A 12,211-nucleotide genomic window follows, 5' to 3' on the forward strand; every position below is an offset into this window, starting at 1 on the left:
CCGGCCCTCGCCCCGTGCGCCCTGCGCCGGGGCTTTTCTCGTTGTCGCGCTTCCTGAGCTGCCGTCGTGAGCGACCGCTTCCGACGGCGACCAGCCTCGAGCAACGAGAGAGGAGGGACATGGCGGACAAGCCGATCCGGGCCGACAAGGCCACGGCCGTCGCCGAGCTGACCGAGAGCTTCCGCAACGCGGGGGCGACCGTGCTGACCGAGTACCGCGGTCTGACGGTTTCCCAGCTCACCCAGCTGCGGCGCTCGCTCGGCAAGGAGACCAGCTACACCGTCGCGAAGAACACGCTCGCGAAGCGTGCCGCGACGGACGCGGGCATCTCCGGCCTCGACGAGCTGTTCACCGGTCCTACCGCGCTGACTTTCGTTTCGGGCGACGTCGTCGAGGCGGCGAAGGGCCTTCGCGACTTCGCGAAGGCCAACCCGAAGCTCGTCATCAAGGGCGGTGTCTTCGAGGGCAAGGCCATTTCCGCGGCCGAGGTCACGAAGCTCGCCGACCTGGAGTCCCGTGAGGTGCTGCTGGCCAAGCTGGCCGGCGCGATGAAGGGCAACCTGAGCAAGGCCGCGGCCCTGTTCCAGGCCCCGCTGTCGAAGACCGCCCGCCTGGCGGCGGCCCTGCAGGACAAGCGCGAGAAGGAGGGCGCCGAGGCGGCCTGAGGCCCTCCGGCGACCCAGTTCAGTCTTCAGTAACTTACGTTGGAAAGGACGCCAGACATGGCGAAGCTCAGCACCGACGAGCTGCTCGACGCGTTCAAGGAGATGACGCTGATCGAGCTCTCCGAGTTCGTGAAGCAGTTCGAGGAGACCTTCGAGGTCACCGCCGCCGCCCCGGTCGCCGTGGCTGCCGCGGGTGGCGCCCCGGCCGCCGCCGAGGCCGAGCCGGAGAAGGACGAGTTCGACGTCATCCTCGACGCCGACGGTGGCAAGAAGATCCAGGTCATCAAGGTCGTGCGTGAGCTGACCGGCCTGGGCCTCAAGGAGGCCAAGGACCTGGTCGAGGCCGCGCCGAAGCCGGTCCTGGAGAAGGTCAACAAGGAGACCGCCGACAAGGCCAAGGCCAAGCTCGAGGGCGAGGGCGCCAAGGTCACCCTCAAGTGACCTGACGCTCCACCTGCGCGTGTCCGGCTCAGGTGAGCCGGGGCACACACCGCGTCGCGGCGGGCGGCGATCCGACACCGGATCGCCGCCCGTCGTGTTGGTGGCCCCGGTGGCAACGCCTGTGAGCTGGGCGTCCGGGCGCGCCGTACGACCGGACGGCGGCGGGCGACGGCGCGGCGACGGCGGGAAAGACGTCGCCACCCGGGGGTCGGCCCTTGACGTGGCCCCGGGCTGCCAGGCACGCTGACACCAGCAAGACCTTCCGCGCTTGCGACGGCCACCACGCGGGTATTGCAGCGGTCAGCACCACCGGCCGCGGCACCCGAGCGGCCCGACAGGAACGTTGCGTTCCGAGCGGCCCGGTAGAGCCCGGTTTCCGGGGTCCCGAGGCACGTTCCGCAACGACCTGCGGGGTGGGCTGGACAGCGGTTAGCCTCTCGGCTACACTGCTAGTTTGCGCTGCCTTCCGACTAGACCCCTGCTCGGAAATGTCCGTTTGCGGATATTTCTGGTGGGGTCATTGGAGTGCACGCGTACCAGCCGTTCTGCAGCACCGGTCCTCGGAAGGACGCATCTTGGCAGCTTCCCGCCCTGCGAAGACCAGTCGTACGTCGAGCGCTTTCGCTCCCCGCCGAGTTTCATTCGGCAGGATCACCGAACACCTCGAGGTCCCCAACCTCCTCGCCATCCAGAACGAGTCCTTCGACTGGCTCGTCGGCAACGAGGCTTGGCAGGGCCGGTCGGCGGACGACCCGCACGCACGCTCGGGTCTCGCGGAGATCCTCGACGAGATCAGTCCCATTGAGGACTTCTCCGGCACCATGTCGCTCTCCTTCTCGGCTCCGCGCTTCGACGAGGTCAAGGCCTCGATCGAGGAGTGCAAGGAGAAGGACCTCACCTACTGTGCCCCGCTGTTCGTGACCGCGGAGTTCACCAACAACACCACCGGCGAGATCAAGAGCCAGACGGTGTTCATGGGTGACTTCCCGATGATGACGCCGAAGGGCACCTTCATCATCAACGGCACCGAGCGCGTGGTGGTCAGCCAGCTCGTCCGGTCCCCGGGCGTGTACTTCGACAAGCAGCCGGACAAGACCTCCGACCGCGACCTCTCCAGCGTCAAGGTCATCCCGAGCCGGGGTGCCTGGCTGGAGTTCGACATCGACAAGCGCGACACGGTCGGCGTCCGCATCGACCGCAAGCGTCGGCAGGCCGTCACGGTCCTGCTCAAGGCCATCGGATGGTCGGCCGAGCAGATCCGTGAGCGGTTCGGCTGGTCCGAGCTGATGATGACCACGCTCGAGAAGGACCACATCGCCGGCCAGGACGAGGCGCTCCTCGACATCTACCGCAAGCTCCGCCCTGGCGAGCCGCCGACGCGCGAGAACGCCCAGACCCTGCTCGACAACCTCTTCTTCAACCCGAAGCGGTACGACGTCGCCAAGGTCGGTCGATACAAGTTCAACAAGAAGCTCGAAGTGGACGTGCCGATCACCACCGGCACGCTGACCGAGGACGACATCGTCGCCACCGTGGAGTACCTCTGCCGGCTGCACGCCGGTGAGGACGGCTACGAGGCCGACGACATCGACCACTTCGGCAACCGTCGCCTGCGCACCGTGGGCGAGCTGATCCAGAACCAGGTTCGGGTCGGCCTGTCCCGGATGGAGCGGGTCGTCCGCGAGCGGATGACCACGCAGGACGTCGAGGCGATCACGCCGCAGACCCTGATCAACATCCGCCCGGTGGTGGCGGCGATCAAGGAGTTCTTCGGCACGTCGCAGCTGTCCCAGTTCATGGACCAGACCAACCCGCTGGCGGGCCTGACCCACCGGCGCCGGCTGAGCGCGCTCGGCCCGGGTGGTCTGTCCCGGGAGCGGGCCGGCTTCGAGGTCCGTGACGTGCACCCGTCCCACTACGGCCGGATGTGCCCGATCGAGACGCCGGAAGGCCCGAACATCGGCCTGATCGGCGCGCTGTCCACCTTCGCCCGGGTCAACCCGTTCGGCTTCATCGAGACGCCGTACCGGAAGGTCGTCGAGGGTCGGGTCACCGACCAGATCGACTACCTGACCGCGGACGAGGAGGACCGCTTCGTCAAGGCGCAGGCCAACGCGCCGCTGCGGGCCGACGGCTCGTTCGCCGAGGACCGCGTCCTGGTCCGCCGTAAGGGCGGCGAGACCGAGGACGTCCCGCCGGCGGCCGTGGACTACATGGACGTGTCGCCGCGGCAGATGACCTCGGTCGCCACCGCGATGATCCCGTTCCTCGAGCACGACGACGCCAACCGGGCGCTGATGGGCGCGAACATGCAGCGCCAGGCGGTGCCGCTGGTCAAGGCCGAGGCGCCGCTCGTCGGCACCGGCATGGAGTACCGGGCCGCCGTCGACGCCGGTGACGTGGTCGTCGCCGAGGTCGGCGGTGTCATCGAGGACCTGTGCGCCGACTACATCACCGTGCACCAGGACGACGGCCACCGCCGGACGTACCTGCTGCACAAGTTCCGCCGCTCCAACGCCGGCTCCTGCGTCAACCAGAAGCCGGTGGTCTTCGAGGGCGACCGCGTCGAGGCCGGCCAGGTCATCGCCGACGGTCCGTGCACCGACGAGGGCGAGATGGCGCTCGGGCGCAACCTGCTCGTGGCGTTCATGACCTGGGAGGGGCACAACTACGAGGACGCGATCATCCTGTCGCAGCGTCTCGTGCAGCAGGACGTGCTCACCTCGATCCACATCGAGGAGCACGAGGTCGACGCCCGGGACACCAAGCTCGGTCCGGAGGAGATCACCCGCGACATCCCGAACGTCAGCGAGGAGATGCTCGCTGACCTCGACGAGCGCGGCATCATCCGGATCGGCGCCGAGGTCGTCCCCGGCGACATCCTGGTCGGCAAGGTCACGCCGAAGGGCGAGACCGAGCTGACCCCGGAGGAGCGGCTGCTCCGCGCGATCTTCGGTGAGAAGGCGCGCGAGGTCCGGGACACCTCGCTGAAGGTGCCGCACGGCGAGACCGGCACGGTCATCGGCGTGCGTACCTTCTCCCGCGAGGACGGCGACGAGCTGCCTCCGGGCGTCAACGAGCTGGTCCGGGTCTACGTCGCCCAGAAGCGGAAGATCCAGGACGGTGACAAGCTCGCCGGTCGCCACGGCAACAAGGGCGTCATCTCCAAGATTCTCCCGATCGAGGACATGCCGTTCCTCGAGGACGGCACCCCGGTCGACATCGTGCTCAACCCGCTCGGTGTGCCGAGCCGGATGAACATCGGCCAGGTCCTGGAGACCCACCTCGGGTGGGTGGCCAAGACCGGCTGGCAGATCGAGGGCGACGACACCGAGTGGAAGCGTCAGCTCCGCTCGATCGAGGCCCACGAGTCCGAGCCGGACACCAACGTGGCCACGCCGGTCTTCGACGGTGCCCGCGAGGAGGAGATCTCCGGTCTGCTCGCGTCGACCCTGCCCAACCGGGACGGCAACCAGCTGATCGGTTCCAGCGGCAAGGCGCAGCTGTTCGACGGTCGCTCCGGCGAGCCGCTGCCGGACCCGATCGCGGTCGGCTACATCTACATCCTGAAGCTCAACCACCTGGTCGACGACAAGATCCACGCTCGGTCGACCGGCCCGTACTCGATGATCACGCAGCAGCCGCTGGGTGGTAAGGCGCAGTTCGGTGGCCAGCGCTTCGGTGAGATGGAGTGCTGGGCGATGCAGGCGTACGGCGCCGCGTACGCCCTGCAGGAGCTGCTGACGATCAAGTCCGACGACGTTCTCGGCCGGGTGAAGGTCTACGAGGCCATCGTCAAGGGCGAGAACATTCCGGAGCCGGGCATCCCGGAGTCGTTCAAGGTGCTGCTCAAGGAGCTGCAGTCGCTGTGCCTCAACGTCGAGGTGCTCTCCAGCGACGGTGTGGCCCTCGAGATGCGCGAGACCGACGACGAGGTGTTCCGGGCCGCCGAGGAGCTGGGCATCGACCTGTCCCGGCGCGAGCCGAGCTCGGTCGAGGAAGTGTGACGTCGAGGTTCCGGGGGCGGGCGACCGCCCCCGGGGCCCGACCCCGGTGAGCTGCTGGCGCAACAAGCGACGTGTGAGGGATATATAACGTGCTCGACGTCAACTTTTTCGACGAGTTGCGAATTGGGCTGGCGACCGCCGACGACATCCGTCAGTGGTCGCACGGCGAGGTCAAGAAGCCAGAGACGATCAACTACCGCACCCTGAAGCCGGAGAAGGACGGACTCTTCTGCGAGAAGATCTTCGGTCCGCAGCGGGACTGGGAGTGCTACTGCGGTAAGTACAAGCGGGTCCGGTTCAAGGGCATCATCTGCGAGCGCTGCGGCGTCGAGGTGACCCGGTCCAAGGTCCGCCGCGAGCGGATGGGCCACATCGAGCTGGCCGCCCCGGTCACCCACATCTGGTACTTCAAGGGCGTGCCGAGCCGGCTGGGCTACCTGCTGGACCTCGCGCCGAAGGACCTCGAGAAGATCATTTACTTCGCCTCGTACGTCGTGACGAGCGTGGACGCCGAGTCGCGTCACCGTGACCTCTCGACGATCGAGAACGAGATCCTGGCCGAGAAGCGGCAGGCCGAGAACAGCCGCGACTCGGAGATCGAGAAGCGGGCCGCCAAGCTCGAGGCCGACCTGGCCGAGCTGGAGGCCGAGGGTGCCAAGGCGGACGTCCGGCGCAAGGTCAAGGAGGGCGGAGAGCGCGAGATGCGCCAGATCCGCGACCGGGCCCAGCGCGAGATCGACCGCCTGGACGAGGTGCTGGACACCTTCCGCAAGCTCGAGCCGAAGCAGCTGGTCACCGACGAGCTGCTCTACCGCGAGCTGCGGGACCGGTTCGGCGAGTACTTCACCGGCAGCATGGGCGCCGAGGCGATCAAGGCGCTGGTCCAGAACATGGACCTCGACGCCGAGGCGGAGAACCTCCGGGAGACCATCCGCTCCGGCAAGGGGCAGCGGAAGATCCGGGCGCTCAAGCGGCTCAAGGTCGTCGCGGCGTTCCTGAACACCCGCAACTCGCCGCTCGGCATGGTGCTCGACTGCGTGCCGGTCATCCCGCCGGACCTGCGTCCGATGGTGCAGCTGGACGGTGGCCGCTTCGCGACCTCCGACCTCAACGACCTGTACCGCCGCGTGATCAACCGGAACAACCGGCTCAAGCGGCTGATCGACCTCGGCGCGCCCGAGATCATCGTCAACAACGAGAAGCGGATGCTGCAGGAGGCCGTCGACGCGCTGTTCGACAACGGCCGCCGCGGCCGGCCGGTCACCGGCCCGGGTAACCGTCCGCTGAAGTCGCTGTCCGACATGCTCAAGGGCAAGCAGGGTCGGTTCCGGCAGAACCTGCTGGGCAAGCGCGTCGACTACTCCGGCCGTTCGGTCATCGTGGTCGGTCCGAAGCTCAAGCTGCACCAGTGCGGCCTGCCCAAGCAGATGGCGCTGGAGCTGTTCAAGCCGTTCGTTATGAAGCGGCTGGTCGACCTCAACCACGCGCAGAACATCAAGTCCGCCAAGCGGATGGTCGAGCGGCAGCGGCCGGTCGTGTGGGACGTGCTGGAAGAGGTCATCGGCGAGCACCCGGTGCTGCTCAACCGGGCGCCCACCCTGCACCGTCTGGGCATCCAGGCCTTCGAGCCGCAGCTGGTCGAGGGCAAGGCGATCCAGATCCACCCGCTGGTCTGCACCGCGTTCAACGCCGACTTCGACGGTGACCAGATGGCGGTGCACGTGCCGCTGTCCGCCGAGGCCCAGGCCGAGGCGCGGATCCTGATGCTGTCGTCGAACAACATCCTCAAGCCGGCCGACGGCAAGCCGGTCACCATGCCCACCCAGGACATGGTCATCGGCCTCTACCACCTCACCCACCTCACCCCGGGTGGGACGGGCGAGGGCCGGGCGTTCAGCTCGGACGCCGAGGCGCGGATGGCGTACGACGGTGGCGAGCTGCACCTGCAGACTCCGGTGAAGATCCGGCTGCGCGGCATCGTCGGGGTCGACAACGGCGCCGGCGCCGAGCCGTGGACCGCCCCGGAGGGCTGGGTCGAGGGCGAGCCGCTGACCGTGGAGACCACGCTCGGCCGGGTCCTGTTCAACGAGACGCTGCCCCCGGGCTACCGCTTCGTGAACTACGAGATCCGCAAGGGCCAGCTCTCCGCGATCGTCAACGACCTCGCCGAGCGCTTCCCGAAGGTGGCCCTCGCGGCCACCCTCGACGGGCTCAAGGAGGCCGGTTTCCACTGGGCCACCTGGTCCGGCGTGACGATCGGCATGGAGGACGTCATCGCTCCGCCGCGCAAGGCGGAGATCCTGGAGCGGTACGAGAAGGAAGCCGACCGGATCGACAAGCAGTACCAGCGTGGTCTGATGACCGCCGAGGAGCGCCGCGGCGAGCTCATCGAGATCTGGACCAAGGCGACCAACGAGGTCGCCAAGGAGATGGACACCGCGCTGCCGCAGGAGAACCCGCTGTGGAAGATGATCAACTCGGGCGCCCGCGGTAACCTGCTCCAGCTCCGGCAGATCGCGGCTATCCGTGGTCTGGTGGCCAACCCGAAGGGTGAGATCATCCCGCGGCCGATCAAGGCCAGCTACCGGGAGGGTCTGTCCGTGCTGGAGTACTTCATCTCCACGCACGGTGCCCGGAAGGGTCTCGCCGACACCGCGCTGCGGACCGCCGACTCGGGTTACCTGACCCGTCGTCTGGTGGACGTGTCGCAGGACGTCATCATCCGCGAGGAGGACTGCGGCACCGACCGGGCCATCCCGATGCAGATCGGCGAGCGGCTCGACGGCAAGCTGGTCGTGCACGAGCACGCCGAGACCAGCGTGCACGCCCGGACCCTGGCCGACGACATCAAGGGGCCGGACGGCACCGTCGTCGCCGAGCGGGGTCAGGACATCAACTCGATCCTGGTCGACAAGATCGTCGCGGCCGGGGTGGAGACGGTGCGGGTGCGCAGCGTGCTCACCTGCGAGTCGAAGCTGGGCGTCTGCGGTGCGTGCTACGGCCGCTCGCTGCCGACCGGCAAGACCGTGGACGTCGGCGAGGCGGTCGGCATCATCGCCGCCCAGTCGATCGGTGAGCCGGGTACCCAGCTGACGATGCGTACCTTCCACACCGGTGGTGTCGCGGGTGAGGACATCACCCAGGGTCTGCCGCGTGTCCAGGAGATCTTCGAGGCCCGCGTCCCGAAGGGCAAGGCGCCCATCGCCGACACCCCGGGCCGGATCCGGATCGAGGACGGCGAGCGGTCGCGGAAGATCATCGTGGTGCCGGACGACGGCAGCGACGAGATCGTCTACGACAAGATCTCCAAGCGGGTCCGGCTGCGGACCCAGGACGGCCAGCACGTCGAGGTCGGCGAGAAGCTCACCGAGGGCACCATCGACCCGCACGAGCTGCTCCGCATCCTCGGCCCGCGGGCGGTCCAGGTCCACCTGACCCAGGAGGTCCAGGAGGTCTACCGGTCGCAGGGTGTGCTCATCCACGACAAGCACATCGAGATCATCATCCGCCAGATGCTCAAGCGGGTGACGGTCATCGACTCCGGCTCGACCGAGTTCCTGCCGGGCGTGCTGGTCGACCGGGCGCTGTTCGAGTCGGAGAACCGCCGGCTCGTGTCCGAGGGCGGCGAGCCCGCGGCGGGTCGCCCGGTGCTGATGGGTATCACCAAGGCCTCGCTGGCCACGGACTCCTGGCTGTCGGCGGCCTCCTTCCAGGAGACCACCCGGGTGCTGACGGACGCGGCGATCCACGCCCGCAGCGACTCGCTGATCGGCCTCAAGGAGAACGTGATCATCGGTAAGCTCATCCCGGCCGGTACCGGCATCAGCAAGTACCGCAACGTCCGGGTGGAGCCGACCGAGGAGGCGAAGGCCAAGGTCTACTCGATGACCGGCTACCCCGAGACCGACTACGGGTTCGGGCCGGCCAGCGGGCAGGCAGTGCCGCTGGACGACTTCGACTTCGGGTCGTACCGCTAAACAGCACGAACGACGAGGCCCCCGGCATCCGCCGGGGGCCTTGTCGCGTCCGGACCGGTACGCGGCCGGCTGCCGGTTCGGCATGATGGGGGTATGACGACCGCACCCGGGCAGGTGCCCGTCGCACCGCAGGAGACGCGTCACCCGTTGGACCCCGATCCGGCCCGCGCGACGAAGGCCAGGGCGGTGTTCGCGCTCGGGCTGATGGCGGCGCTGACCGGGCTGTTCGTCGGCGGGGTGGTCCCGGCCACGGTGGCGCTGTACCTCGCCCGCCAGGCGCGCCGGGAGGCGTTCGCCTCGGGGGGTTTCCTGACCGGCGCGGGCTGGCTGCGGCGGGGGGAGCGGTTGGCCTGGACCGGCCTGGCGCTGGTCGCGGTCAGCCTGGTGGCCGTGGCGGTGATCGCGGTGGTCCGGCTGGCCGAGGCGCCGTTCGGGCACGACTACCCGTCGAATGTCGACTGACCGCCAGCGGAGCGTGCGCGCCCCGCGCGGACGGGGTGCGGCCCGGCGGTAGCCTGGCCGGTGTCCGTCGCGTCGGTGGCGGCCTGTCGAGGAGGAGGAACCCGTGACGGAACCGGCGCGGCCCCCGTCGGGTGACCCCACGCGGCCGTCCGACGTCCCGGACGCCAACTCGCCCGACCCCGCGCAATCCGATCCGATCGGGCGCCCGCCCGCCGATCCCACCTCGCCCGCACCGACTCCGGCCGCACCACCGCCCGGTCCCGAGTCGCCTCCGGCCGCCGGAGCCGCACCGTCGCCCGCACCCGCTACTCCCGGCGCCCCGAGCTGGGGCGCGCCCACCGGGCCGTCGCCGGCGCCGGACTGGGGCGCCCCCGTGCCGGGCTGGGGCGGCGCCGCCGCCCCGCCGTCGGCGCCGGGCGCACCGGCGTCGCCGGGCTGGGGTCCACCGCCCGGGCCCGCCGGCTGGAGTCCGCCCGCGGGGCCGGCCGCTCCGGGTGTGCCCACGGCATCGGGTGCGCCGGGATCACCGGGCTGGGGACCGACGCCGGGACCGCCCGGCTGGGGAGCGCCGCCGGCGTCGCCCGGTCACGGCACGCCGCCCGCGGTTCCCGCCGGCTGGGGCACGGCGCCCGGAGCCTTTGGCGCTCATGGAGGCTGGGGCACGGCGCCCGGAGCTTACGGAGCCCACGGGGGTTGGAGCGCGCAGCCCGGACGGCACCTGCCACCCCCGCCCACCGACGCCGAGCGCCTGCCGCCGAAGCGGATCGAGCCGGTGCCCGGCACCCCGTACGGCGTGGTGCACCTCGACGTGCCGCCGGTCACGTCCGGGCTGGCCGTGGGCGCGCTGGTGGCGGGCATCGTGTCGATCCTGGTGTCGGTCCTGGTCATCTGCTTCGGGGCGATCGGATCGGGCGGGACCGGGGTCTGGGCCGCCGGCGCGTTCACCGTGCTCAGCGGGCTGACCGGCGCCGGGGCGATCGTGGCCGGGCTGATCGGTCTGCGACAGATCCGCCGCCCGGCGGCGCCACCCGCGGTGCGGTTCACCGGTCGCGGGCTGGCCGTCTCCGGGATCAGTTGCGGCGGTGCGGGCCTGCTGCTCAGCCTGCTCGGTCTCGGCCTGGCCCTGCTGCTCTCGCTGACCTGACCGCGCACCGGAGTCACCGGGGTCTGCGCGGCGGGGAGCCCGCTCGCCCGGGCCGGCGCGGCGTGACCAGCGTCACTCCGTCTCTCGGGTGCGGGTGACCGTGGGGTCGCCGGGGTGCGGCGGGACGGTGACGCGGAGGGGGCGGTCCGACTCGGCACCCGGCGACCCGGACGACCGGATCGGGGCTCGCGGGGCCGGTGGGGTCCGCCTGACGGGGCCGACGGGCCGTACCGCGCCGAAGCCGGTACACTTGTATCCGTAGGTGCCCATCAGGGGCGCGCAGGCGGGACAGACCCCCGACGGCCGCGGCGGCGTGGTTCGACGGACCATTCCGTTTTGACCTGGGCGGCTGTGGTAGGTAACCTTTCCCCTTGTGCCCGGGCCCGCCCGGGCAACTCGTGCGTGCGCTGGTTCCGGTGATCCGGAGATCGAGCGGCAGCACGGCACAAGCCAAAGATCCGGCCCGGGGCGACCCGCGTGCCGGTGACAGACCCCGGTACGCGCGCGAGCGTCGGCGCCGGGACCGTGATCTGGGCGACACGCCCGACCGCGGGTGCCGGGACCTCCACCAGGTGGCCCTGGCTGGAATGTAGGAGAGCCGTCCACCAGGTCGGCTAACGAGCAGACGGCGCGGCCGCGACAGCGGCCGAAGGGAGCGGAGAAACCCGGTGCCCACGATCCAGCAGCTGGTCCGAAAGGGCCGCCAGGCCAAGACGACCAAGACCAAGACCCCGGCGCTGAAGGGTTCCCCACAGCGGCGCGGCGTGTGCACCCGCGTGTACACCACCACCCCGAAGAAGCCGAACTCGGCGCTCCGCAAGGTCGCTCGTGTCAAGCTCAGCAGCCAGATCGAGGTGACCGCCTACATCCCGGGCGTCGGTCACAACCTGCAGGAGCACTCGATCGTGCTCGTCCGTGGCGGCCGTGTGAAGGACCTGCCAGGCGTGCGGTACAAGATCGTCCGCGGTTCGCTGGACACCCAGGGTGTCCGCAACCGTAAGCAGGCGCGCAGCCGTTACGGCGCGAAGAAGGAGAAGAGCTGACATGCCGCGTAAGGGACCCGCTCCGCGGAAGCCGCTGGTCGCTGACCCGGTGTACAACTCGCCGTTGGTCACCCAGCTGGTGAACAAGATCCTGCTGCGCGGCAAGCGCCAGCTCGCCGAGCGCATCGTGTACGCCGCCCTGGAGGGCTGCCGCGAGAAGTCCGGCACCGACCCGGTCGTCACGCTGAAGCGCGCGATGGACAACGTCAAGCCGACCCTCGAGGTCCGCAGCCGCCGCGTCGGTGGCGCGACCTACCAGGTGCCGGTCGAGGTCCGTCCGGCCCGCGCGACCACCCTCGGTCTGCGCTGGCTGGTGACGTACTCCAAGGCCCGTCGCGAGAAGACCATGGTCGAGCGGCTGATGAACGAGCTGCTGGACGCGAGCAACGGTCTGGGTGCCGCCGTCAAGCGGCGCGAGGACACGCACAAGATGGCCGAGTCCAACAAGGCCTTCGCGCACTACCGCTGGTAA

8 protein-coding genes are annotated in these 12,211 nt (G+C 69.7%); all 8 read left to right on the forward strand.

Annotation, left to right across the window (positions count from 1 at the left end; translation table 11 throughout):
- The first annotated feature begins 119 nt into the window (after window positions 1–119).
- The 8 genes from rplJ (at window position 120) to rpsG (ending at window position 12,211) form a co-directional block, all read left to right on the forward strand.
- Window positions 120–665 carry a 50S ribosomal protein L10 gene (rplJ, locus tag O7603_RS24835; RefSeq protein ID WP_281572185.1) on the forward strand — a complete coding sequence of 182 codons (546 nt, stop codon included), beginning with the start codon at window positions 120–122 and terminating at the stop codon, window positions 663–665.
- A gap of 57 nt (window positions 666–722) precedes the next feature.
- Complete coding sequence (gene rplL, locus O7603_RS24840) at window positions 723–1,106, forward strand: 50S ribosomal protein L7/L12 (protein WP_281572186.1); 384 nt, start codon at window positions 723–725, stop codon at window positions 1,104–1,106.
- 575 nt (window positions 1,107–1,681) lie between these two features.
- A complete protein-coding gene (locus O7603_RS24845) occupies window positions 1,682–5,113 on the forward strand; it encodes a DNA-directed RNA polymerase subunit beta (RefSeq protein WP_281572187.1) in 3,432 nt (1,143 codons plus the stop codon).
- A gap of 89 nt (window positions 5,114–5,202) precedes the next feature.
- Window positions 5,203–9,090, forward strand: a complete 3,888-nt coding sequence (locus O7603_RS24850) for a DNA-directed RNA polymerase subunit beta' (RefSeq protein ID WP_281572188.1) — start codon at window positions 5,203–5,205, stop codon at window positions 9,088–9,090.
- 93 nt (window positions 9,091–9,183) lie between these two features.
- The gene (locus tag O7603_RS24855) at window positions 9,184–9,552 is read left to right on the forward strand and encodes a hypothetical protein (protein ID WP_281572189.1); all 369 of its coding nucleotides are present in this window, start codon (window positions 9,184–9,186) and stop codon (window positions 9,550–9,552) included.
- Window positions 9,553–10,315: 763 nt separating this feature from the next.
- Entirely contained in the window at window positions 10,316–10,696 is a 381-nt protein-coding gene (locus tag O7603_RS24860; protein WP_281576796.1) for a hypothetical protein, read from the forward strand.
- Window positions 10,697–11,364: 668 nt separating this feature from the next.
- Window positions 11,365–11,739: a 30S ribosomal protein S12 gene (rpsL, locus tag O7603_RS24865; protein ID WP_007465318.1), complete on the forward strand. Its 375-nt coding sequence runs from the start codon at window positions 11,365–11,367 to the stop codon at window positions 11,737–11,739.
- A gap of 1 nt (window position 11,740) precedes the next feature.
- Window positions 11,741–12,211: a 30S ribosomal protein S7 gene (rpsG, locus tag O7603_RS24870; protein ID WP_091079418.1), complete on the forward strand. Its 471-nt coding sequence runs from the start codon at window positions 11,741–11,743 to the stop codon at window positions 12,209–12,211.

The sequence above is a fragment of the Micromonospora sp. WMMD812 genome (genome assembly GCF_027497215.1).
In the GTDB taxonomy this organism is placed as follows: domain Bacteria; phylum Actinomycetota; class Actinomycetes; order Mycobacteriales; family Micromonosporaceae; genus Micromonospora.

Coding starts and splice junctions, on each gene's coding strand:
- O7603_RS24855 (WP_281572189.1), top strand. CDS start 9,184: ATGACGACCGCACCCGGGCAGGTGCCCGTCGCACCGCAGGAGACGCGT.
- rplL (WP_281572186.1), top strand. CDS start 723: ATGGCGAAGCTCAGCACCGACGAGCTGCTCGACGCGTTCAAGGAGATG.
- rplJ (WP_281572185.1), top strand. CDS start 120: ATGGCGGACAAGCCGATCCGGGCCGACAAGGCCACGGCCGTCGCCGAG.
- rpsG (WP_091079418.1), top strand. CDS start 11,741: ATGCCGCGTAAGGGACCCGCTCCGCGGAAGCCGCTGGTCGCTGACCCG.